Annotated in this window: 18 protein-coding genes and 1 tRNA gene; 3 read left to right on the top strand and 16 right to left on the bottom strand. The window is 62.8% G+C overall.

From position 1 onward, the window contains the following. Window positions 1–169: 169 nt before the first annotated feature. The 9 genes from K1Y73_RS11300 to K1Y73_RS11260 all read right to left on the bottom strand — a co-directional run bounded on the left by K1Y73_RS11300 (window position 170) and on the right by K1Y73_RS11260 (window position 16,938). Window positions 170–5,110 (bottom strand): ATP-binding protein, encoded by a 4,941-nt coding sequence (locus tag K1Y73_RS11300; protein WP_225028399.1) that lies wholly within the window; start codon window positions 5,108–5,110, stop codon window positions 170–172. Beyond that, a complete protein-coding gene (locus K1Y73_RS11295) occupies window positions 5,107–6,921 on the bottom strand; it encodes a hypothetical protein (RefSeq protein WP_225028398.1) in 1,815 nt (604 codons plus the stop codon). Before K1Y73_RS11295 ends, K1Y73_RS11300 begins: the two co-directional genes overlap by 4 nt. Beyond that, entirely contained in the window at window positions 6,921–10,817 is a 3,897-nt protein-coding gene (locus K1Y73_RS11290; protein WP_225028401.1) for a protein kinase domain-containing protein, read from the bottom strand. The genes K1Y73_RS11295 and K1Y73_RS11290 overlap by 1 nt, the downstream gene beginning before the upstream one ends. A gap of 376 nt (window positions 10,818–11,193) precedes the next feature. Next, entirely contained in the window at window positions 11,194–13,851 is a 2,658-nt protein-coding gene (locus tag K1Y73_RS11285) for a DEAD/DEAH box helicase (RefSeq protein ID WP_225028397.1), read from the bottom strand. Then, window positions 13,848–15,353, bottom strand: coding sequence for a site-specific DNA-methyltransferase (locus K1Y73_RS11280; RefSeq protein WP_225028396.1), 1,506 nt, complete (start codon window positions 15,351–15,353; stop codon window positions 13,848–13,850). The genes K1Y73_RS11285 and K1Y73_RS11280 overlap by 4 nt, the downstream gene beginning before the upstream one ends. A gap of 103 nt (window positions 15,354–15,456) precedes the next feature. Continuing rightward, the gene (locus K1Y73_RS11275; RefSeq protein ID WP_225028395.1) at window positions 15,457–15,879 is read right to left on the bottom strand and encodes a type II toxin-antitoxin system VapC family toxin; all 423 of its coding nucleotides are present in this window, start codon (window positions 15,877–15,879) and stop codon (window positions 15,457–15,459) included. A 3-nt stretch (window positions 15,880–15,882) separates the two neighbouring features. Next, complete coding sequence (locus K1Y73_RS11270) at window positions 15,883–16,125, bottom strand: FitA-like ribbon-helix-helix domain-containing protein (RefSeq protein WP_225028394.1); 243 nt, start codon at window positions 16,123–16,125, stop codon at window positions 15,883–15,885. Then, window positions 16,097–16,510 carry a hypothetical protein gene (locus K1Y73_RS11265; RefSeq protein ID WP_225028393.1) on the bottom strand — a complete coding sequence of 138 codons (414 nt, stop codon included), beginning with the start codon at window positions 16,508–16,510 and terminating at the stop codon, window positions 16,097–16,099. The genes K1Y73_RS11270 and K1Y73_RS11265 overlap by 29 nt, the downstream gene beginning before the upstream one ends. 5 nt (window positions 16,511–16,515) lie before the next feature. Continuing rightward, the gene (locus tag K1Y73_RS11260; protein WP_164627909.1) at window positions 16,516–16,938 is read right to left on the bottom strand and encodes a helix-turn-helix domain-containing protein; all 423 of its coding nucleotides are present in this window, start codon (window positions 16,936–16,938) and stop codon (window positions 16,516–16,518) included. A gap of 140 nt (window positions 16,939–17,078) precedes the next feature. Here K1Y73_RS11260 and K1Y73_RS11255 point away from each other — a divergent pair, with 140 nt between their 5' ends. The 3 genes from K1Y73_RS11255 to K1Y73_RS11245 are packed head-to-tail and all read left to right on the top strand — an operon-like array spanning window position 17,079 to window position 18,710. Next, window positions 17,079–17,351: a hypothetical protein gene (locus K1Y73_RS11255; RefSeq protein ID WP_225028392.1), complete on the top strand. Its 273-nt coding sequence runs from the start codon at window positions 17,079–17,081 to the stop codon at window positions 17,349–17,351. Between the two features lie 10 nt (window positions 17,352–17,361). After that, window positions 17,362–17,598, top strand: coding sequence for a hypothetical protein (locus K1Y73_RS11250; RefSeq protein WP_225028391.1), 237 nt, complete (start codon window positions 17,362–17,364; stop codon window positions 17,596–17,598). After that, a complete protein-coding gene (locus tag K1Y73_RS11245; RefSeq protein ID WP_225028390.1) occupies window positions 17,598–18,710 on the top strand; it encodes a tyrosine-type recombinase/integrase in 1,113 nt (370 codons plus the stop codon). The genes K1Y73_RS11250 and K1Y73_RS11245 overlap by 1 nt, the downstream gene beginning before the upstream one ends. A 31-nt stretch (window positions 18,711–18,741) precedes the next feature. Here the strand turns inward: K1Y73_RS11245 and K1Y73_RS11240 are convergent. From K1Y73_RS11240 to K1Y73_RS11210, 7 genes are all read right to left on the bottom strand, one after another. Then, a tRNA-Phe gene (locus K1Y73_RS11240) sits at window positions 18,742–18,817 on the bottom strand. Window positions 18,818–18,875: 58 nt separating this feature from the next. Continuing rightward, window positions 18,876–19,061 carry a DNA gyrase inhibitor YacG gene (locus K1Y73_RS11235; protein ID WP_225028389.1) on the bottom strand — a complete coding sequence of 62 codons (186 nt, stop codon included), beginning with the start codon at window positions 19,059–19,061 and terminating at the stop codon, window positions 18,876–18,878. Beyond that, the gene (locus K1Y73_RS11230) at window positions 19,058–20,110 is read right to left on the bottom strand and encodes a ribonuclease E/G (protein ID WP_225028388.1); all 1,053 of its coding nucleotides are present in this window, start codon (window positions 20,108–20,110) and stop codon (window positions 19,058–19,060) included. The genes K1Y73_RS11235 and K1Y73_RS11230 overlap by 4 nt, the downstream gene beginning before the upstream one ends. Beyond that, a complete protein-coding gene (locus K1Y73_RS11225) occupies window positions 20,107–20,682 on the bottom strand; it encodes a Maf family protein (RefSeq protein WP_225028387.1) in 576 nt (191 codons plus the stop codon). Before K1Y73_RS11225 ends, K1Y73_RS11230 begins: the two co-directional genes overlap by 4 nt. A 9-nt stretch (window positions 20,683–20,691) precedes the next feature. After that, window positions 20,692–20,910 carry a translation initiation factor IF-1 gene (gene infA, locus K1Y73_RS11220; RefSeq protein WP_045389309.1) on the bottom strand — a complete coding sequence of 73 codons (219 nt, stop codon included), beginning with the start codon at window positions 20,908–20,910 and terminating at the stop codon, window positions 20,692–20,694. Between the two features lie 156 nt (window positions 20,911–21,066). After that, entirely contained in the window at window positions 21,067–21,675 is a 609-nt protein-coding gene (locus K1Y73_RS11215; RefSeq protein ID WP_225028386.1) for a GNAT family N-acetyltransferase, read from the bottom strand. Further along, a complete protein-coding gene (locus K1Y73_RS11210) occupies window positions 21,672–22,082 on the bottom strand; it encodes a ketosteroid isomerase-related protein (protein WP_225028385.1) in 411 nt (136 codons plus the stop codon). The genes K1Y73_RS11215 and K1Y73_RS11210 overlap by 4 nt, the downstream gene beginning before the upstream one ends. Window positions 22,083–22,120 lie beyond the last annotated feature (38 nt).

The following is a 22,120-nucleotide window of genomic DNA, read 5'->3' as shown; positions in this document are numbered from 1 at the left end:
TTCTCATTCGAATCTCCTCAGCTCACGCTACGAGAAAATTCTACTTATGCAGCCCCTTAACCATGGGGAGGATTACCCACTTGATCTGTCGGCGGCAAGAATGGCTCTGTGCCTCCCATAAGCCGGAGAGGCCGTTGGGAACGTTTCCGAACTCGTTTAAGAACCCCAGCTAGCCGGACAGACGTACAAAGTTTGGACGGCCTGCCGCCATGCTAAAGAACATAGCCGTGTAGGGTTCCAGGCCCTTCATGCGGTCGGTGATGCGGGTTTGATCTGCAGTTGAGGCGGCGTTGCGCGCGAGCGCTCTGGCGTCGGCATCCGTAACGCGCAGCGCCAGGTAGCTGCCCACCGCCTCGTACAGCGTCGGACTGAAGTCCTTGGCGCCTTGTGAGGCGAGCGCCAGTGCCACGCCGTACTTGCGGCATTCTTTTGCAAACTGCGGGATGAGCTTCAGCTTTGCGGCCCGATGCGCTTCGTCGAAGATGATCGCATGGGTCAGACGGCTCTGCACACCGCGACGGAACATATCCTTGTATAGGCTGTAAAGGACAAAGGAGCTGAAGGCGTTCTGCAGGATGTTGTTGGTGGTGGTGTGGACGCGCACCAGTGTGGGGCGGGGTTCTGCCAGCAGACTAGCGCGATCGCCCGCCGCGTCGAAGAAGCCGTAGTCGGCGAGTTCCTGCAACCTGGCCAAAAGGTTTGCGTTAGGCTTCTGCTTGGATCTGAGGATGTCGAAGAAGGCGCGGAAAGCAGGAGGGCCGGGCCGCTCGCCACCGTCCCGTGCTATTGCCCAGCCCTTGTCGTCGTAGCTTTGTTTGATGGCTTGGCGCATCTCCTCGAGCTGGATGTCGCCGAGGTCGGGAAAGATCGAGGCGAAGATGTCTCGCAGCGTGCCCGCCACGTCGACGTAGGCAGTTGGCCCAGCCCCATCCACCCGCAGCGGATTGAAGCCGAGGCCCGCGAAGTCTGTTGTGTGCAGGGGGCCGAGCACCTGGGTGAGCTTCTCGTCAATGTCGTCATGGAACGAGAAGACTATCGGCGCGACGCCAGCCTCAGCGAGCTGGCGGCAGATGTTGATGAGCGCGGTGGTTTTTCCCATGCCAGGTAGGCCAACCATCATTAGATGCGGATTCGAATTGATCGAAACACGCCACTCCACCGGCTCACCCCCCGGAGTAACGCCGAGCATGACATCGACGGCCTCCGCCGCTGGCGGTTCGTTAGGCGCGTTGCCCGGGGACTCATCACCCGTCTCAAGGGTTGTAGACTGGAGTGGTGGAACCGGCCTGGGCTGTTGCGAACGATCCGCATCGGGAAGGCTTGACACTCCTGTCGCGGGCGCACGGTTTGACGAGACATGCGGCACGTCACCGTCGGGCAGCAATCCGGGCCCGAAAAGGTAAAACCGGGCATCCTCGCCTCCGGGTGCGTATATCGGCTCGACCGTGCCCAAGCGATGCTCGGGGCAGAAAACGTAACCGATGTCGGGGCGTTCGACGTCTCCGAGTGCATAGACATCCTTGACGACGAGCGCATCGATCTCAGCGAGCAGACGCGCGTGGGCCTTTTCGCTCAAGCGGTGGCGCGCGGCGCGGTCGGCGTAGAAGCGCAGGAGCCGCGCAAGTTGCGAGCGGCGCGTCACGCGCTCAAGTCGAGCAAGTTTGGGGCCGAAGAACCAGTCGGTCCATCGCCGCCTGAGTTCGCTAGTCTGCCTGAGCATCTGCTCCAAGAGTCCGGCGTCGCGAGCAGAGCGAAGGTGTAGGCGATGCTTGACCTCCACGAAGCGGAACTCGAGCGGCCCCTTGGGAGGTACGAAGACGTGGATGAAATCGGCACGATGGTTGGTACCCTCACCGTCGGCTGCACGATCAGCGATAGGCGCGAAGTCGGCGATCTCGTCCACCGGCACAAGGAATCCTTGGGCGAGGTCGAGCCATGGACCGTCAAGGCCGCTGGCTCCTGCGCAGTTGGCTTGAACAAGCGCGAGCGCGATCAACTCGCCAGTTCGGCCCTGCGCATTGGCCAGGCGGATCGCCAGACGCCCACTCAAGCCCTTAAGATGGCCGATCAGGAAGCGGCTGTTGCGCGCACTGCCGCTCAGACCCATTGCGTTTAGCGCGTCGTCAACGAGGTCGCGGACAGCGTCGAGATTGGTGGTAGAAGTGACCAGTTGTAGCGAACCCATGTCAGCCCGCTCAGGTACCGCGTCAATGACGAAGCGCTCGTAAGCCTCGCTCCGGCTGCGCGGCGCATCAAAGTATTCAATGCCAGCGTTCCGATCGACCGTGATCACCCAGTCGGAGCGCTCGTGCAGGAGGTCTATCCGGTTCTGGCCGTCGGGAGATAGGCGAGTGACGAGCACTGGCCAGCTTTCAGCCCCGCCCCCGAGAGCCCGCGCTGTAAGCCTTGACACTGCGACATCCATCTTGCGCAGTCGGTCGCTAAGAGTTTGGCCGTCCGGCGCCCGTTCACCGGAGAGCTCGGGCGGCGACCAGACCATCCATTCCGGCTCACCTGAGAAGTTTGCGCGACGCTCCAGTACTTTCGCCAAGCCATATGCGTGCAAAGGACGCGCTTTGCCGAGTTCGGCGGTGGGCCGCGTTTCCAGCCGGGCTTCGAACACGTCGAAGATCATGCCAAGATGAGTTGCACGTACACCGGTCCAGCTGTCCTTGTCGTTTGACGTGGGCTCTGGCCGCTTAGCCCAACGCAGGCGCGGGACAAGAACGCCGCCCGAACGCGCGGCGGTCTCGACCATCCAGCGGTCGCCGACCTCCACGCCGCCACCCAAGCGCCGCCGCTGCCCAAGCATCGACAGAAACCGTCCCGACCCGCTCGACGTGCCGGGGTGGTATAGATCCAGCGTGAAGCAGAGCTGCGAGCCCGCCCCGCGCTCTTCGTCCTCCTCGCCACTTTCCGCGCTCAAGACTTGGCCCAAGGCGCGTGCGACGGTCATGCCGTCTCCGGGGCGCCAAGCCTGAATATTGACAAGGTCGGGCCGATCACCTGTTGCGCCTTCATGACAGCGCAGGAAATGGCGCACCTCGCGCGCGAGCACGGCCGCGCTCTCGGTGCCGATCGAAGGCGCCACCTCGCGCGCACCGCCGCCAAGACAAGCACCTAGCACGGCCACCGCGCCCTTCGGTTCAGGTTCGCCGTCGAGCGTCATGGCAACGGCGTGGAAGCCGAGCAGGTCCCCGAACAAGAAGGGCGGACCGCCGTCAATGCCAGGAAGAGCGAAGGGAAACTGTGACGAATCGATGGCCTTCAGCGCCTTCTGCAGGCGCGCGGGCTCCAAGCCGTCCTCGTAGCGAGCATAGGCCGCTAAGTTATCATAGAGCGCGCTCCAAGCGAAGCGAAGTGGATGAAGCGGCGTGACAAGCAGGCCGAGTGTGCGGCCACCGAGCGAACGCACCTCCACCGTGCCGTGAAGCGCTAGGTCGGGGTCTCCACCTTCCAATGCGGCCAACCAGCCGTTTACGTACTCGTCGGCGCGGCGCCACCCCGAGCCCTTAACGCGCCCAAGAAGGCCGAGTCGGCCGAGGTCTTCGGCAAGCCGCCGCGACACCTCGCAGACACGCCTCCACACCTCGACGCCGCAACTGCCCTGATCCAGAGCGACGAACTCGATCGAGCCCGCTGGCGTGCCGTCTGCGCGTACACTCTGCACCCATCGGCCGGGTGCGCCGCCCCGCGCCATCCAATCTTCCTCGACCTTGCGGATCAGGATCGGTCGTGCCACGCGTACTGCGCGGGCGCCGCCTTCACCCTTCCAGATGATGAAGCCCTTTTTGTCCTCGCTCCCTCGGTCTGCCTCTAGAACAGCCTTGTCGAAAGCCGTTCGCTCCTTGAGCGCCAACGCGCCTTCCACAAGCGTACGAACGATTTGGCCGGAGCCGGCAGCCGTCTCGGCGTCGGTAGTCACGCCAAATTCCAGCACGAACTCCTCGGTACGGACAGCCTCGACGCCCTCGGTGGCCACGGGAGCAATCTGAACCAGAGTCTCGAACTTCTCAGTGCCCAGCATCTCATCAAAATCATCGAGCGAGAACATTGCCTGTTGCTGCGGCTTGTCGCGGTGCACGACCGTTTGCTCTGCCAACTCTTCATCGCCCGCTAGCAAACTGACCCGGTATTCAACGCCGCTACCGGCAAGGGACGAAGGCTCGGTGGTCCAACGCACTGTGAGTTTCGCCTGATCCTTGGCAGGGGCCTGGCGATCCAAGAGCAACACCGGCTTGAGCGCCTCCTCGCTGGGCAGCTTGAGGCCGGACCAGGAATGCATGCCTCCGCTCGGCTTACGCCAAGACGCCAACTCAATCTTGAGCAACCCTTCGCCGGAGAAGCGTGGCTTAAGCGGCCCAAGCCAGAGTTCGGCACGATCAACCACGGCCGCTGCGACTTCTTCGGGCCTGCGGCCGGCGAGCGAACGCAGGAAGCGCTCGAGGGTCGCCACCTCTTCTGGCGAGTTGTCCAGCATCAGCGCACGGATCCGCTCACTCACGGTGCCAGAATCCTGTGGAAAGAGCAGTCGATCAGCCATCGCGGTGGAGAGATCAAGCTCAGCGGTGGTCGGAGCGCCCTCGCCCTCGACGGGCCACATGCCAATTCGCGCGAGCGCGCGGCGCTCGCCCTCAGTCGCCGCGGCGACTGCAAAGTCGAATTCCTGCCACGGCGTGAGTTTGCGCCGTCGGCCCAGCCGCTCGGCGCGCTTCATGGCTGCGTCTATTGTCGGCAGCCTACCCCACAGTGCTCTACGCGCATGGCGCTGCGCCGCCCTAAACAGCTCGACTTCACCGATCTCGCGGGCGGCACTGTAGATGCCGTCAAGGCCGGCGCCCGCACGTATCGTGTCGATAAGGAACACCATAGCATCAGCCTTGTCCTCGCGCCGCTCCACCGCTTGGTCCGCCGTGACCCGGCGATGGCCAGACATGTCCACCACGGCGTTGACCGTCCAGCCCGGAACGGCGAAGTGCTCCGCGTCGGCCAGCGCTTCGACCTGCTCAGATGGCAGGCAGCGCAGAAAGGCAACAGCACCCTCAATGGGCTCACCCAACAGCTCAGCGAGGGCAGCGGAAAAATGCTTCTGGTGCTCCGGCCCGATCATGCCTCTTCAGCCTCTTCCTTGACGTCGAACGCACTACCAAAACGCGCTTTGAGCTTCTTCATTCGCTCCGCGTCATTGACGCCGACGAGCAAGCCGAGGTCGCGAAGTCGCCGTTCCAGCATTCGCCGGTTGCGTGCAAGCGCCTCATTTGGCACGGTCATGTTTGGCGGCGAGCGGTCAACGTAGAAACCGTAACGCTCGCGAAGGATGTCCAGGAACTGCGGAAAAGAGAGCGGCTTGGGCTTACGGCCCTTGCCGTTTTGGCGAAGGTGCCGATGGACGAGATATTCGAGAACTGTGTTTGTGAGAACGAAGGAGAGGGCGTCCACTGTACGCCGCTGGCCCTTAGCCCGCTTGCCGCTCAAGACGATTTTGCGGCGGCGAGCCAACCCATTGATTTCGTCTGTCATCAAAGCTGAAGTAAGCGCCCCATATAGCTTATCGCCCCCGACCTCCTTCTGGGCAGCCTTGCTAAGCACTTCGGCAAGGAACCGTCCCCCTTGCCCCTTCTCTACCGAGGGCGCAACCATCTCACTGAACTCGGCTAGGTCTGCCTCCTCAACGCTGGCGGCACGAAGTTCAGAAACATAGCTGCGGAATGCTTTGTCTGCGTCGCGTGCCTCCTCGTGAACGCCACTGACGAATTCACCCAAGAGCCGTAGCCAATCCGATGCGTCAGGAGTGCGAGGTGGCAACCCGCCATCTTTCGCATCAGACTTATGCCGGACCCAGAAATCCAGTAGGCGGGCTTGCATGAGGATTGTTGGCAATCGGGTGAATGTCTGTCGTACGAGGTTGCCGGACTGCTCCGAAATATCGCGCAAGCCCGCGTCTGTTCCATTAGAGCAATCGCAGAAAATCGCGAGTGCTGCGTCTCCATCAATCTCGCCATCCTCGCCCCAGCGGGACATGATCGCCGCGGTGGAAAGCATTATCGCGCTCAGACCCACAGCAAAGCACGACTCCATCATCGCCAAGAGCGAGGCGCGCGGCGTTACATTGTTGCGCCCGTAGCAGTCAAAGAAGACGAGCAAATCTTCCCGGAACCGACCCGCCGCTATAGTCGCAATTGATCGCTGATTAGGGATCGTTCCAGGTTGACCCTTGCCAACTGCCTTAGCAGGGGCCTCGCCGCAGATTTGCGCCAAGCGCACCATCACAAGCTGGTCGATCCCCAATAGAACGGCCTCATCGAACTGATCGGACGTCGAACTGTTCTTAAACTCGCCGACCGTTGTCACACCTGGCGCGAAGGCTTTCAGTAGTTCGTTATCCTGAATTCGGGATCCGACCCTATGTCGACCGCGATCGCCGAATGACTCAACAGTATCGCCGTCAATTTGGTCATTTATCAACGCGGCGATCATTTCAGGAACGCCGCGCAGATTCCCTGTATCCCGTGGAAGATCGATCCAAGAAGCGAAATAGTGGTTAGGGAAACACCTTTGCACCTGCTCGCTGTGACCGTCCCGACGCCGCTGGTTTTCAAGAGCGGAAGTAAGCAACACATCTCCAAGGATTGATCGCGTGGTCTCGTCCTCGAAACCGGACAGCAATGGCTCCTGTGCCAAGCGGTCGGCTACACTGCGGATGGTTGGCGCGCCCTGCGGCGATGCGAAGGCGGAAGCAAACTTGCCCCGGCCGCGACGATGGCCCCAACGAAACAGATAGAGCACCATCGGCAATAGCGCGCCAACAGAAAATCCTTGCGGAGTGAAGGGAAAGACCGGCGTATAGGTGCTCGTCCAAACCTGCGAAGTCATGTGTCCGCCGAGCACGCTTTCTACTACTTTACGAGCGTCGCTTGCCACTATGCCTCCTGCCTAGTCATCACGATGGTCTGGCCCGCGCTGCGTTGCTCGATGCCAATCGCGAACACCGTGTCTTCCTCTGCCGGATTCCAGGCGCGGAGGGCGCGCTCGTCTTCCTGCGCGAGGCGCTGCGTGAACACGCCGAGGTTGGCGAAGACGTCGTCGGAGAATGCGTCCATGATCTGCACGCCATCGGCAAGGTCGATGAGGAGCGCGAAGAGTTCGAGGGAGACGTCTAGCCGCTCGGTGGGGCCGACGGCCGGGCTATAGCTCAGCCGAAGAAAGCGGTGCAGCGTTTCGAGCCCTTCGGGCGCAGCAACGCGCTCGGGCTCCAGCGTGAACCGCTCCAACGGCTTACTTACCCAAAACGCCGTTTCGGTCGGCGTGCGCGGCACGATGCGGACAGGAACCGTGTCCGAGGCGCGGAACGCAGCGTCGGGCAGTGTTTCCAGCCGCGACAGGCCCTCGCATAGCTTTGCCTTGATCCGAGTCTGCTCGGTTTCAGGCAGGAGTGGGAACTCGCGGAAGGTGGTGAAATGGCGTCCATCCTTAAGGGTGAGCGCGTTTCTGTCGCCACCCACCGCCTCAATCTGCCCGTCCGTCCAGCCGAAGTAGGCGCGGCGGCGCGCCATGCGCAATTGCGCAGGGTTGTGATGGGAGTCACGGAAACGGCGGGCTCCATGCGCAGGGTCAGGCGCTCCACGGCCACGCAGGTAGCGATCAACTTTGGCGTGAGCCTCGAGACCTGGGTCTAGCCGCGCCAGTTCACGCAAGAGCTCTCCCTGGCGCAAGGGAGATTCTGCGTCGAAAGCGTGGTCAGCAGGGTGGTGGAGAGAAAGACTAGGGTCGGAATGCAAATCCTCGCAGGAGTAAAGGCCGAACAGGATATAGCTCAGCGCTGCCTTCAACTCGCGCGCGGTAATGTGGACCTCGTTGCGCTGGTGTACGGCCTGCAGCGCCGCCGTGAGCCGCTGGCGCAGGAGTCGACCCTCATCCAGAATGTGCGGATCGCGGCTCGCGCCCATGAGAAGCGCGGAGCGCCGCATCGGGCAGCGCTCCTTTGCGGTGCACGTCTCGCACGGCAGCCAGATTTCTTGCGCGCGCTCAGCTCCGATCAGTCGACCAATCAGCTTGTCTACGAACTCGGCTTGAACACGCCCCGCCCTTTGATCCAAGCCGCCCACCAGCGAGCGCTCGTTTAGCACGATTAGGCGGACGTGGGGATCGAGGGCCGTACCGTTGCCGTCTAGCGCGGCGGTCAGTTGCTCTGTTAAGGGGCTGGACCGTCCGTCACGGGCAGCATCACTGTGGTCGATCCACTCAAGCAGCCGACCGTCGTTGACAGCAACCAAATGCGCGCGGCCGTCCGCCGGGGCGCCATCATGAAACGGCGCGAACAGCTCGTCGAGCAGCTCGTCGGCAGAGCGGCCGTTCCAGCTTGCGGCTCCGTCAAGGTTGATCTTTACCTCACGCCCAGCGAGTCGCCCATCCCAGACACGTTCTCGAGAAGGCACCTCACCCAATCCGAGCTTGCCCGCCAAGTGCTGGAGGAATGCTGTTTTACCGTCGCCGGCGTTTCCGCAAAGAATGACGAGCGAAACTTCGCCCTCTCGCACCGCTTCCTGCAGGGTCTCATCGAGACCGGTCTCGACATAGGTGTCAAGGGCGAACTCAGAGTCGAGGCCGCGCGTTTCCGCGTTTCCGAAGCGCGAGCCGGGGTACGCACAAAGGATATCCTTAACGCGGGGCACTACGTTTGGACGTAACGGTTCCAGTTCAACAGCTGGCAGGGGCCTCGATACCGATGCTCCGGAGGAAAGATCAGTCGTCTCGGCAATCCGCGACAGGGCATCCCGGGCGTCGACGAAGCGACGCTTCGGATCGGGATGGACGGCGGTATCGAGAAGCACCACTAATGAAGGCCAGCGCTCCCGCTCGTCGGTGGACCAGGGTAAGCTGGACTCTCCAACACTCAGCGGTGAACGTCCGGTGAGTGCATAGAATAAGCTGGCAGCAAGAGAGAACACGTCGTCAGACGGTCGCAGCGGGCCACCGTTGCGACGCTCTGGCGAAGCATAGACCACCGTTCCGGGCGAAGCGGCCGGAGCGCCAACCTGGCCGGTCAGATCATAGTCGATCAGGCACACGCGGCCATCATCCACTAAGATGTTACCAGGGCTCACATCGCCATGCACCCAGCCTTGAGCATGAAGCGATGCGAGCGCCGCGCAAAGGTCTTCAAACCAGCGTAATGCAAGCGTCGCCGCATCGCTCTCGCCAAAGAGCTCGGCCAAAAAGTCAAGTTCGCCTCGCCAAGCATCCAGCGGCTCGCCTCGTGTCCAGCGCAAGAGCGCCATCAACTCGTCCGCTTGCCACTCCGTACTGGTTTCGAGGACGTCCGATAACCCCTCGTGGGGCGCAAGCGAACGAACTTTCTTGTACGCCAGAAGCGCCTGTCGGCCAAGCTCAGGGTTGAAGGCCGTCTTGCCAACGAAGGTGCCGACCGGATCGGAACTCGATGTGTCGAGTTCTTCGAGCTTGAACGTTCGACCAACGCCGCCTTGTCCCAACGCCGCAACGACGCGGTAACGTTTGCCGCGCCAATCGAATTCGTGGCCTTCGTCCCACCGCGACGGCGGAACCTGCGCCGACTTGGGTTCCACCGAAAGCGCCATCCACACTTGTATTTCATCTGCGATCGTGTCGGCTGCGGGCCGCATGGCAGGGTCGGCTTCTAAACCACGGACCAAGGCTGCGCGTATCTCATCGGCCACGTCTGTTTCGTCCAAGGCCTCCGACAGTACCTTGCATAAGCTCCAAACATCAGAGGCCGGAGTTGCAGCCGCCATGCCGCCATGCCGCACTTCAGGGGCCGCGTATGGGCTGTCGATGAGTGCAGTTCCCAGCCCGATGGTCAACGCAAGCGGCAGGCGCGCCCATCCCCAGCCTGCAAAGAGCGGCGTTCCATCGCCGCGCACGCGGACATTAAGAGGATCGAGGCTGCGATGCACCAGCACCTCACCCGCAGGGTTGTCCAGCCTCTGAAGGTCGGCAAGCGCTTTAAGTGCCCTGACAGAAAAAGCGAGGCGGTCCGCGCTACTCCAGCCGACATCCTTTGCGAGCATCCCTACAGAGACGGCAGAGCTATCGGCGAGGGTGAAGAAAAAAACTTCCCCATCGTAGTTTGGTAGGGGCTGCCAGCTATCGACCAGACTTGGCAGGTGCGGTGACTTCTGGAAGCGTTGTACCACATCAAACTCACGCCTAGCATGGCGCAAAGTTGCTTCGGATTGCTCTAGCGCAGGAGCCGCAGAAAGGTCGTAGGTGTGAAGGACGACCCGGTCGCCGCTCGCTGGATCACGTGCGGAGAATACGCGCGCGAAGCGCTCATCAGGCGGAGAAAGCGGCTTCAGCTCGTCAAAGCGCGCCAGGCGGCGCGGCAAAGCGCTTACGACGTCCGATTGGCGTGGCGCCAGACCGCGGGCCAGACGCTCCGCCGACGTGCCGCTGCCGAACGCCACGTCCCTTACTAAGTCATCGATGTCCTTCACCGCGTAGGCGCGCACCCCAAGCCGCTCTGCCTGCTTCCCCCCGCGGCGCAGCGACCCAGCCTCGCGCGTGAACAAAAACGCACCAGGGATGAAACCGAGCGTCGGATCCATTGCCTTAAGGCGGCCAGCGACGCGCTTTGCCTTGGATGTTAGCAGCTCTGCATGACTGTCAGCGCCGCGCAGGGCTGCCCCGTCCCAGTGTTTGACCTCCACCACGACGCCGCCGCCGGGACCAAGCACGACCATGTCAATCTCGTCAGCTTGCCCGCGCGGATTAGGGTGCGTCAGGTTTGTGAGGACATAGGCCGTCCCCGTCCCATCTATTTTCGCGAGCGCGGCCTGCACAGCTCTTAATGCACGCTTTTCGCTTTCATTGGCGAAAGCCCCGCAAGGAATATGTGTGACCCGCAACTCCTACTCCCGCCTCAACCCATAAAAACAGTAGAACAGCCGATCTGTGCAGCGCAAGCCGGTGCGAGTTGCTGTCCGACAAAATGCCGCTGATACTCTTCCGCGCTCTATCCCGGCCGCATCCATGGTACACCCTGCATCTAACTCTAGTGGAGCCATTCTGAATTTCGCAAACGTGCTACCTTTGGGGGGATCAGGTTGGTCACTTGCGAAGTCCACGCTCATTGCCGGGGTGTTAGGAGCCGCAAGTCCGCTGTCGGACCCAAATCGGCAGTCGGTTGACCCTGCGGCGAGCAACCGACTGCCGCCTTTACCTTTCGCAAGCTTGCAGAATTTCCCGCCTAATCTCCCCTGGATCACCGTGCTCCATAGTCGCTATCAGGAACACCGCCTTACCGGTTGACGCACTTGCCCAAGCTTGGCCGATCCGCTCTTTCTCAGCGCTGTCTCGGCTTTCTTCGGGAGAACGGTCCTTGCCCTTGTACTCGACAACAAGCAGCCGCCCGTCCTCCAGCACGGCGACGAAGTCGGGAAAGAACCGGTCGGTCGATGTCGGCAGCGAGAAGGAGTTGCGGTGCTTCATCACGTTGCGCGTCCAGTACTTCAGGCCGGGCAGGCCATCGAGCACCAACGCGCATTGCTCTTCTTCGCCACCGTCTTTGCCGTCGAAGGCCGGCACCTCGTCTGGCCCCATGAAGTGTTTCTTGAACTTGAACTTTGTTCCCCGGTGCTTCGGAACATCGGCATACATGTCGTCGAAGAAGCGGAAGCCCTGTTCAAACGACACCTCTACCCTCGCGGCTGGGCCGAACAGGTTCAGCTGATAGACCTTATCCCGCTCCTTTTGCCGAAAGCCCCGGATCTTCTCGGCCAGCTTGCGCGCCAAGATGAACTTGCACCGCATCAGTTGCGAAAGCGCGATCCCCCGATCCCGCATCAGATGGGTCACCACATCGCCCGACCATGCCAGCAGTTCGGCCTGCGAAATCCACGGATCGCGTACCTTGCGGTCCAGCCATTGCACCAGGCCACCCGGCGTCCAGCCATCCACGTCCACATCCAGAAGCATTTGCTCGGACGTATCCCCGGCCGAGATCAGTAGGCGGTTGCCGTCCAGATCGATCTCGAACGTGTTCGTCGTCTCGACGATGCTGAACTCGGCCGGGCTCAGGCGGGCCGGATGATCGGCCAGCCGCCAGTCGTGATACTCCATGAAGACATCGGTATCGCCAAAGACCAGCTCCCCCTGCACATGCGCCATCAGACGGGGGATCACGAAGACCTCGCCGCGATGGGCGGGCGCGATCTCATGCGCATGCTTTGCCTCATACTCGGCGATCTTGTCGCGGAAGGCACCGTGGAACCGCTCCGGCGCCTGCGCGAACAGGGCCTCTTTCTCGCGCGGCTTCAGGAACCCGGTCAGCTGCAGCGTCGCGCGACCAGAGGCATCGGGCGTCACACTGATCTTGCCCGGCGCGGCGCGGGCGATGCCCTTGGCCTCTTCGGCCGTCGCCTCGATCTCGACTGTCAGGGTCGGGCGCGGGCGCTCCTGCCGCCCGAAGAGGCCATCCCCCAGCCCCGGCCGCTCGGCCTCGATGTTCGCCTCGGCCTCGGCCTCTTCGAACCCCATCTCGACCAGCTTGTCGCGCAGCGTGTTCGCTGCCTCCGCGAAACGTTTCGACACCAACCGCGCATAGGACTTGTTCAGCGCCGGTTCCTTGCGCCGCGTCGCATAGGGCATCCGCAGCACCCGGCCCAGAAGCTGCTCGGCATCTGTCGAAGACCGGATATTCGCCACCGAACAGAACACATAGGCAAAGGAACAGTCCCAGCCTTCCTTCAGCGCCTCGATGGTGATGACATATTCAATCTCGCAGGCCGGATCGAACAGATTGATCCCGTCCAGGTCCCGCTGCGACCCCGTCGCCACGGCGATCTTGCGTGGGTCGATGCCCTCGCTCTCGATCAGGTGCGCCTTCAGCACCTCGACCGTCACCTCCTCGCCCTTCTTCTGCGCCTGAAACAGCACGATCGGGCGGATATACCCCTCGCGGTCGCGGTCCGCGTATTCCTGCAATTCGGCCCGCTTCAGAATAGCCGAGTTCACGGCCCCCTGCCAGGTATCCGCCTCGTCCAGCATCACGGGCATCTTGATCATCTCTTCGTCCTTCAGCTCCTGCGCGGAAACCGAATGAAGGATGTTGTTGAACCCCCGGGGCGTCGCCGTGAACTCGATCAGCGCGGTCGGGTTGATCCGCTCATAGACCTCCTGGCTCAGATCCGATCCGGCCTTGTGCGCCTCGTCCATGATGACCAGCGGGCGGTGCAGGTGGCACAGGTTGGCGAAACTGAACCGGATGTCGCCCTTCATCGGGCCGTCGTCATTGCGCTGCAACCCCGGCGCATTGGGCGAGACGGTCGAGAAATGCGGCTCCAGCATCTCGTTATGGGCATAGACCTTGCGGCCATCGGTGTTCGTCACCCGCAGGGTCTGGATCGTGCCCACCACCACGCACAGGTTTGATCGCAGGTCCTGCGGCGTCAGCGCCGTGAAATCGCCGATGTCGAACACCCGCACGCGGCCGTCAAACGCCTCGTCCAGCACGCGGCGATAGGGGTGGCGGGGGTTCTTCAAGGCCTCGGCCGTCTGCGCCCGGATCGTGTTCGTCGGCACCAACCACAGGACCAGCGGAAAGTCCTTTTCCACCCAGGCATCCTTGGCCACCGTGATCGCGTGGGCCGCGAGGATCGTCTTGCCACCCCCCGTCGGCAGTCGCAAACAGACATAGGGCACATCCGGCAAAGCCTTGATCGGCCTATACCCCGCCGCATAGCCGCGCAGGCGGGCGGCAAGCTCCGGCTCGGCGGTCAGCGTCTCATAAGCCGCCTTCGGCCCGGTAATCCGCGCCTCTTCGAAAAACCGCCGCAACGTGGCAAGCGACGCGTCCTGATATTTCTTCAGCATCATTTGCGCGCCCTCACGTCATAGGGGGTCTGCTTGAAGGTGATGCCCTCGGTCCGCAAACTGGCCTCGGACAGGGCGGTGCGCTCGCCGTAAACCGTCAGCGAGCCTGCAAAGCCAGCCATCCCCTCGCGGATGCGGGCTAGAGTGGAGCGTGTCAACACGTTCCCGCCCGACACCGACTTGTCCCCCAGAATGCCGTTGTAAAGCAGCGCATATCCCCGCCCATCATGTGCCCCCAGGAACGGCTGCGGCATGGGTGGCGCGGTCCAGGGCGTGCCGGTTTCCGCAAACCAGACATGGGCGGCCAGGGTGGAAAAGCGGATATCGGGGCTGATCTGGCCATCTTCGTCAAAGACCGGCGGCCCAAGGCGATAGAAGCGGAAACCCCCACCGCCCTGCCAGTTCTGCGCCTTGGAGATACCGCCCTGTTCGCCGTCGATCACCTTTTGCAGACGCGGTACGCAATGGGTTACGGCATGATCCCCCATCTCGATCCCGATATAGCGCCGCCCCATTTTCTGCGCGACCGCCGCCGTAGTGCCCGAGCCGAGGAAGCTATCGAGCACAAGGTCGCCGGGGTTAGAAGAGATATGAATTATCCTGCCAATAAGTGGTTCCGGCTTGGGTGTGTCAAATGGCTGAATTCCAGAAAGGAGCTTGTTAAGGTGATCGCGTTTGGCTGACTGGTTCGTGCCCACCTCATCGCCCGCCAACCAAGTCCTAGGAGCAACACCTTCTCGGACGATTTCCTGATAGCGCTTGATGATCGGTAGGCGATTGCCATCTTTCCCAAAGTAAGTCCTGCCTTCGGCCCGCGCGAGAGCAAAGGTCTCCTCAGAAAACGCCCAGTATCGACCCTGCTTTGGAGTAACGACACGGCCGGAGGGTAAGGTAATAGGGAACCGTTGCTTTTCGGTTCCGCTCTTTGCCGTCCCGTCGTCCCCTTGGCGCCACGGGCCACGTGGATCGTTGTCTGGGTTGCGAAACCGCCCCGCCTGCACAGCGGTTCGCTCAATAAGGTTCCGCGTTGCACTCCATAGTTTGCGACTTTTTGCGAACAAGAGGATATGGTCGTGGCTTAGTGAAACGTCTGCGTCCCCTCGGCCGCCCTTGTCTTTTTCCCAAACGAAGTTAGCGACGAAGTTCCCTCTCCCGAATACCTCATCCATCATGACCTTCAGGTAGTGCCCTTCGCGGTCGTCAATGTTGACCCAGATCGAGCCATCCTCGGCCAGCAGCTCCCGTAGCAGTTCCAGCCGGGGCCACATCATGGCCAGCCATTGCGAATGCTCCAGATTGTCGTCGTAATGTTCAAATGCCGATCCGGTGTTGTAGGGCGGGTCGATGTAGATGCATTTCACCGCGCCTGCGTAATAGGGCAGCAGGGCCTTCAGCGCCTGCAGGTTGTCCCCCTGGATCAGCATGTTGCCCGCATCCCGGTCCCCCGCGCCCAGGTCGGGCACCTCTTCCAGCAGGCGATAGGGCACGCGTTCCGCCGCGCGCACAGCGTCATCCCGGGTCAACCATCGTAGGGTGGGCATTCTTCGCGGCCTTCTTCAAACGTTCAGGGACTAGGGCACTGAAATGGTTGGCTGTTCAGAGTCTGGCTTAAGGCGCATCCCACGGATTGATCACCGTCACACCGCACCCTTCGAAATCCTTTACGTTGCGCGTCGCGATCTGGGCACCCAGCCCATGCGCAATTGCCGCAATCTGACAATCCGCATCCGCAATAGGCCGCCCCGCCGCACGGCGCGCGGCGGCGATACCCGCATAGGCCTTGGCGGCCTGACTGTCGAAAGGCAGTACCCGGTCAGCAAAGTCTTCGTCGATCACAGCGTCAATCGCCGCCATCAGCCGTTCACGCCGCTGACCCGTGGGAAGGATGCTTACACCGGTGCGCAGTTCTGCTTCGGTGATGGCAGAGAGGAAGAGGGCGGAAGGGTCTTGGGTGCCGAACCACGAAAGGACGAGAGGGGAAGGTTCGGTTCGCATCAGCTCGGAAATCACATTGGTATCGACAAGGATCATGGATCACTCAAGCTCTGGCACAGCGCGCGGTGCGGTCCGCGTCACAGGCGGCAGGTCAAAGCCGCCAATCGCCGCGAACCGGTCATGGACCTGTTGGCCCAGATTCCGCGCCGGAAGCGGGCGCCCCACCACCTGGCGCAGGATTTCCCGCACCTCTTCTTCCATCGACCGCCCATGCTCGGCCGCCCGCACGCGCAGGCGGCGCTTCACGTCGTCGTCAAGGTTTCTGATGGTGATGCTGCCCATGCGTGACTCCCACTGCTTCCTGCAAGTTAGGCAATGATTGCACTGCAATCAAGCGATGCTTTCCGGTTGCGTGGGCCGTCTTGTCGAGTTGGCGCATCCGCCGCTGTAATCTGCGCTCGACACCAAGGGCCAGAGCGATCGCAGGGAGCAGCAGGGCAAAGAGCGCTCCCGCGACGACAGACAGTCCAACGGTCAGGACGGACTGATAGGTAAAAGGGGCAACAGGCAGCTCCATCAGATTGAGCCGAAGCCAACCAGCCATATAGATGCCGGCACTAGTCGCCGAAACCAAGTACAGCACCGAAAACACGCGCTTCAGGTCAAAATCGACGGCTTCCAGAACCGCCAGTCGTTGGCGGTTCCACCGCGGGGAGGCTTCCAGCACTCGTTTCACTCCGTGAGTAATTCTATCCAGGTATGGACGTCGTCCATCTCGATCGGCTTCCCCTGCAGGAACGACCGATACCAGCGAGCGGCGATCGCCCCCCGCTTTTCCGTCTTCAGCTTGATGCCCTGCTTGGCAAGGTAGGTGTCGAGCGCTACCTCGAACTCTTCCAGCGCCTTCAGGTCATGCTCGACCCGCGCCGAACGGTTGCCCAGCAGGATCCACATAAGGTCAACCTGAAACCGATCGTGCAGCGCTACCAGCGTCTCGACCGGCAGGCCGCGCTGGCCCTTTTCATAGCTGTGATAGGCCCGGTGCGACACACCCAGCGCCTCGGCCATTCCCGCCTGGGACAGGCCGATCTCGTTCCGCGTGATGGCGAGCCGCGCCCCCATGCTGGCAAACAGCTCGGATGTTTTCTGCGACATCCGCGTTACCCGGTTGACGTCGATGCAACTTCGCGCAAGTATCGCACAAAATGACGTATTCGACATGTTTCCACATTCTGACCACGTCAGAATGTGCATGGCAAGCGATTCCGTGCGTAACCCCACAGGAGACCGCCTCTATGGCCCAAGAACCCCTGCTTTCACCCAAGGAACTCAGCCAGGCCGTCGGCATCAGTGTCACGCAGATTCGTGCGCTGATGAACGAGGGGCGGCTCGAATACCTCGCGATATCCCCAAAGACCCGCCTTCTGACCATGAGCGGATGGGAGAAGTTCCGGCAAACTGCCACGCGGTCAGCGGGGCACACAGGCAACGATGCAAACAATCAGACTGCTGCCCATGCCGACGGTCAACCGGTCAGGCAGGCAGACATGCAAACCGGCAAAGAATGAGGCAAGGCCCATGTCCACGACCAACCTCAACATCAGCGTGATCGAAAAGCGCATGTTCAAGGAGACGGAGGCGGCCAGCTACGCGGGCCTGCCCGTCAAACACTTCAAGATCGCCTGTCCGGTTCAGCCGATCCAACTGCGGCAGGGCGTGATGCTTTGGGACAAGCGCGACCTCGATCTCTGGATCGACGATGTGAAGACCGGCACACAGGCCACCACGCACGACGCGATCCTGGCGCGCCTCTGATGACAGTAGTGCGCATTAAGGGCTTCAAGATCTTCAAGGATCGCTACGGTCGGATGCGCTGCTACCACCGCGAGACCGGCCAGAAGATTGACCTCGTGAAAGCCCCGCTCGGGTCGGCCGCCTTCTTCACCGAATGCGAGAAAATCACGGCCAGTGCAGAGGCGAACAAGGCCAAGGCACCGAAGGTCGGCACGCTGGGCGGGCTGATCCAGTCCTACTACGAGACCGAGCATTTCAAGAACCTCGCCCCCGCGACGCGGCGCGACTATCGGCAGTGCGCCGATTTTCTGGAGCCCATCCGCGACACCTCTATCCACACGATCGACACGCCGCTGGTCGCAGGCATCCACGACAAGGCCGCCCAAAAGATCGGCTGGCGGCGCGCGAACATGCTGCGGACCTTCCTGAGCGAAGTCTTCCGTTTCGCCATCCCCAAGGGCCTGATCTCCGCCAACTTCGCCACGGGCGTGATCCCGAAACCCCGTCCCGCCAAACTCGCCTATGCCAACCGGCCGTGGGAGCTGGAGGAGTGCGACATCGTTCTCGAACACGCGCCGCCGCATGTGAAGGTGGTTTTGGCCGTGCTGATGAACACCGGCCTCGATCCCTCCGACGCGCTGAACCTAAGGCGGGACCAGATCGATGGCGAAACCATCTGGGGCGTGCGGGGCAAGACCGGCGTCGAAGTCGCCATTCCCATCGGCCCGACGTTGCATGCGGCCCTGAAACAGGCGCCGCAGCACGATGCGCCCGCCCTGTTGGCCAACTCACGCGGCGAGCAATGGACCTACAACGGATTCTCCACCGTCTGGCACCGCTTCAAGACGGGGTTGGAGGCCGAGGGGCTGATCCAGCCCGGCCTCACCCTCAAAGGCCTGCGTCACACCGTGGCCACCACGCTGCGCGAGGCGGGGCTCGATGAACGCCGCATTGCCGACCTCTTGGGGCAGAAAACCCTGTCCATGGCGCGGCACTATTCGCGCTCCGCCAACCTTGCGGCGAAGAACCGCGAGACGATGGCGACTCTCGAAACCGAAAACGCGCGGCGGGCGCGGATTGTCAAACCTTCCGCCAAAAGCGTCAAACCCGAACCGAAAGGGAAATCGGAATGAAAACAAAAACTAGCGATTTCAGGGATTTAAGTGGTGCCCAGAGCCGGAATCGAACCAGCGACACGCGGATTTTCAATCCGCTGCTCTACCAACTGAGCTATCTGGGCACCGTTTGGTGGGCGGGTGATACTGAATGCCCGGGGGGCTGTCCAGAGGGAAATCGCCCTATTGTCGCGGGTTTGTCACAGGCGGCGCGGCAAAGGCATCTGCGGGCGCGTCCGGGTCTTCGGCATCGCCCGGAATCGCATAGCCGCCGCCCAGCCAGCGCGCCAGATCCACATCGGCACAGCGCCGCGAGCAGAAGGGGCGGTAGCGCTGTTCGGGCTCTTTGCCGCAGATCGGGCAGGTCATGACAACACCCCCTCCAGCAGCGCGGCCAGCGGCAGGCGGTCGCGGCGGCGGGTCAGTTCGTAAAGGCCAATCGCGGTCCAGCCGGCCAGCGTCACCTCGCCCTCGGCCTTGAAGGCGGCCTTCATCACCTGGTCCAGGATATGGCGGTCGCGCTTCGGCAGGGGGGCGAAATCCACCACCACCTGACCGCCCAGGCCCCGCAGCCGCAATTGCCGCGACAATTCCCGCGCGGCCGCGACATTCACCTTCAGCGCCGCCGCAGGCGAGGTGTCGGGGCCGGTGTTCACATCGACCGCCACCAGCGCCCGCGTGGGTTCGATCCACATATGGCCGCCGCCCGGCAGATCGACGCGCGGCGCGGCCAGCGCCTCCAGCGCCTCGGTCACGCCATGCGCCTCGAAGGCGCCCTCACCCTCGGCCAATTCGTCGGGGGCGGGATCGGTCCAGTCGCGTTCGGCCAGGGTATGGGCCGAGGGCCCATCCAGCAGCAATTCCGGCGGGCCCTGCAGATCGGTCAGCAGCGCCTCGGTCAGCGCGCGCAGATCCTGCAGTTCGGCCGCGATCTCGTCTTCGCCGGCGGCATCGCAGGCCGAGCGCAGGATCAGCCCCAGCGTCGGGTCGGCGCCCGCCATCAGCCGCTCGGCCAGGGCCGACAGATCGGCGCGCGCGGCCTCGTCGCGGATCCGGCGCGAGATGTTCAGGCCGGGCGCGCCCGGCGTCAGGATGGCAAGGCGGGACTTGAACAGAAGCCGGGTGGTGACGGGCAGCGCCTTGCCGGGCTCGGCCGGGCCGGTCACCTGCACCAGCAGCCGCTGGCCCGGTGCCACGCCCGAGATCTGGCGCAGAAAGCCCGAGGCCCCGCCAGGCAGTTTCACGAAAATGCCACCCTGCCCCTTCATCGGCCGGTCGGCGATGGCGCGGTAGATCGCGCCGGGCATCGGCTCGTCGCCCGCAGGGTCGATCGCCAGGTCTTCCAACTGCCCGTCGACCATCAGCGCCGCCGCCTCGCGGTCGCCGAACCGGTCCAAGACCAGAACCCGTCCCTTCATGCCTGCCTCCAGACCGGATAGCCGGCCGCTGTCAGAAGGGCCGCGGTTTCCGCCACCGGCAGACCCATGATGCCGCTATAGGAACCGCTGATCCAGGGAATCAGCGCCCCCGCCAGGCCCTGAATGCCATATGCGCCGGCCTTGCCCTGCCAGTCGCCCGAGGCGAGATAGCCATTCAGCTCGGCATCCGAGAGCCGCTTCATCTTGACCGCAGACAGGCTTTCGCGCGCCCAGATCCGATCGCCGCGCCGCACCGCGACCGCGGTGATCACCTGATGCCGGCGCCCGGCCAGAAGGGTCAGGAATTCGGCCGCCTCGGCCGCGTCGCGCGGCTTGCCCAGGATGCGGCGGCCCAGCGCCACGGTCGTATCGGCGCAAAGGACGATATCCTCGGGGCCTGCCGCCACGGCCTTGGCCTTTTCCCGCGCCAGACGCGCGGCATAGGGCCGGGGAAGCTCCCCCTTGCGGGGGTCTTCGTCGATGTCGGGGGGCAGGATCGCGTCGGGCACAAGGCCCATCTGCGCCAGCAGCTCTTTCCGGCGCGGGCTGGCGCTGCCGAGGATCAGGCGCAAGGCGAAAGCTTACTTGAAGCGATAGTTGATGCGGCCCTTCGACAGGTCGTAGGGGGTCATTTCCACCTGCACCTTGTCGCCCGCCAGAACCCGGATGCGGTTTTTGCGCATCTTGCCTGCCATCGTCGCGATCAGTTCATGGCCATTGTCAAGCTCGACCTTGAACGTCGCATTCGGCAGGAGTTCCTTCACGACGCCCGGGAATTCGAGAATGTCTTCCTTGGCCATGGTCACTCCGAAAGGGGGTTGGCCCGCGGAAACCGCAGGCTTTCATGGCCGGGGATATGCGCCCCGCCACGCGGATTATCAAGGGGAATCTTGCCGCTGCGGCAAAGCGGCCGGCCAGTGTCGCAGGAAGGCCGCCCGCAACGCCTGCGGGGCCGCCTAAAGCGCGCGCAGCCAGAATTGCAGCGGCTTGGCGCTTTGCGCGCTGTCGCCGATGTCGCGCCAGTTGAATTCGGCGAAGACCCCCGGCAGCGGCGCATAGCCCCTGCCCTGCCAGAACGCATCATTCGTGCGCACCTGGGCGGGGCGCAGCGGATGATCTTCGGGCCGTTTCACCGAACAGAAGGCCATATGCGTCCGCCCCAGCCGCCTTGCATGCGCCTCGCGCAGGTCGAAGAAGCGATGGCCCAGACCGCGGCCGCGATAGGCCGGCAGCAGCACCGATTCCGCTGCATAGAAGATCTGCCCGACCGGCAGACCGATCTGGCGCAGCGGGCCCGCGAATTCCTCGGCATGGTCCTCCATCGGCGTCCCGGTCGAGGCGCCGATCAGCCGCGCGCCATCGAAGGCGCCCACCAGGATCGCATCCGGGCTGTCGCGATAGCTTTGCAGATAGTCCCGCTCATATTCCAGCGTGCCATCGTAGAGATAGGGCCAGTCGCGGAAAACGGCGATGCGCAGCGCCGCCACACCATCCAGCGCAGCTTCCAGATCGGCGCCGGTCAGGACGCGCACCTCGATACCGGCGCCGTCCTGCGCCTGGCTCATGCCGAGACCTGCGCGATCCAGTCGTTCAGGTTGTAGAAGGTGGTGACGCGGGCGATCTTGCCATCCTTCACGTCGAAAAACCCGCCGGCCGGCAGCACATAGCGCTGTCCCTTCGCCTCGGGCAGGCCCGGATCGGTCTGCAGATATTCGCCATGAACGACGAATTCCGCCGCGGCGCGGCTGCCTGTGTCATTGGCGAAGATCACCATATCCTTCAACTGCTCGCGGTAGCTGACGCCCATATGGCCGCAGAATTCGGCGAATTTCGCCCGGCCCAGGCGGTGGGGGCCTTCATTCACCCGATGCTCGACATCGTCGCTCACGCAGGCAAGCATGCCCTCGGCATCGCCGGCATTGAACGCATCGTAATAGCGCTGGATCAGGGCAAGGGTCGTGTCGCGGCTCATGTCAGTCTCCGTCAGGCTTGACCTTCTGACTAGCGCGA

The sequence above is a fragment of the Xinfangfangia pollutisoli genome, assembly GCF_020179405.1.
Lineage (GTDB): Bacteria > Pseudomonadota > Alphaproteobacteria > Rhodobacterales > Rhodobacteraceae > Pseudogemmobacter > Pseudogemmobacter pollutisoli.
The sequence above is the reverse complement of the archived record's forward strand: the minus strand, read 5'-3'. Positions and strand labels throughout refer to the sequence as shown.

What these genes read in the sequence shown, in the direction of transcription:
- K1Y73_RS11210 (WP_225028385.1), bottom strand. Translation starts at nt 22,082, where the DNA reads ATGAGCCGCGACACGACCCTTGCCCTGATCCAGCGCTATTACGATGCG.
- K1Y73_RS11300 (WP_225028399.1), bottom strand. Translation starts at nt 5,110, where the DNA reads ATGATCGGGCCGGAGCACCAGAAGCATTTTTCCGCTGCCCTCGCTGAG.
- K1Y73_RS11245 (WP_225028390.1), top strand. Translation starts at nt 17,598, where the DNA reads ATGACAGTAGTGCGCATTAAGGGCTTCAAGATCTTCAAGGATCGCTAC.
- K1Y73_RS11235 (WP_225028389.1), bottom strand. Translation starts at nt 19,061, where the DNA reads ATGACCTGCCCGATCTGCGGCAAAGAGCCCGAACAGCGCTACCGCCCC.
- K1Y73_RS11215 (WP_225028386.1), bottom strand. Translation starts at nt 21,675, where the DNA reads ATGAGCCAGGCGCAGGACGGCGCCGGTATCGAGGTGCGCGTCCTGACC.
- K1Y73_RS11285 (WP_225028397.1), bottom strand. Translation starts at nt 13,851, where the DNA reads ATGATGCTGAAGAAATATCAGGACGCGTCGCTTGCCACGTTGCGGCGG.
- K1Y73_RS11250 (WP_225028391.1), top strand. Translation starts at nt 17,362, where the DNA reads ATGTCCACGACCAACCTCAACATCAGCGTGATCGAAAAGCGCATGTTC.
- infA (WP_045389309.1), bottom strand. Translation starts at nt 20,910, where the DNA reads ATGGCCAAGGAAGACATTCTCGAATTCCCGGGCGTCGTGAAGGAACTC.
- K1Y73_RS11230 (WP_225028388.1), bottom strand. Translation starts at nt 20,110, where the DNA reads ATGAAGGGACGGGTTCTGGTCTTGGACCGGTTCGGCGACCGCGAGGCG.
- K1Y73_RS11260 (WP_164627909.1), bottom strand. Translation starts at nt 16,938, where the DNA reads ATGTCGCAGAAAACATCCGAGCTGTTTGCCAGCATGGGGGCGCGGCTC.
- K1Y73_RS11270 (WP_225028394.1), bottom strand. Translation starts at nt 16,125, where the DNA reads ATGGGCAGCATCACCATCAGAAACCTTGACGACGACGTGAAGCGCCGC.
- K1Y73_RS11255 (WP_225028392.1), top strand. Translation starts at nt 17,079, where the DNA reads ATGGCCCAAGAACCCCTGCTTTCACCCAAGGAACTCAGCCAGGCCGTC.
- K1Y73_RS11275 (WP_225028395.1), bottom strand. Translation starts at nt 15,879, where the DNA reads ATGATCCTTGTCGATACCAATGTGATTTCCGAGCTGATGCGAACCGAA.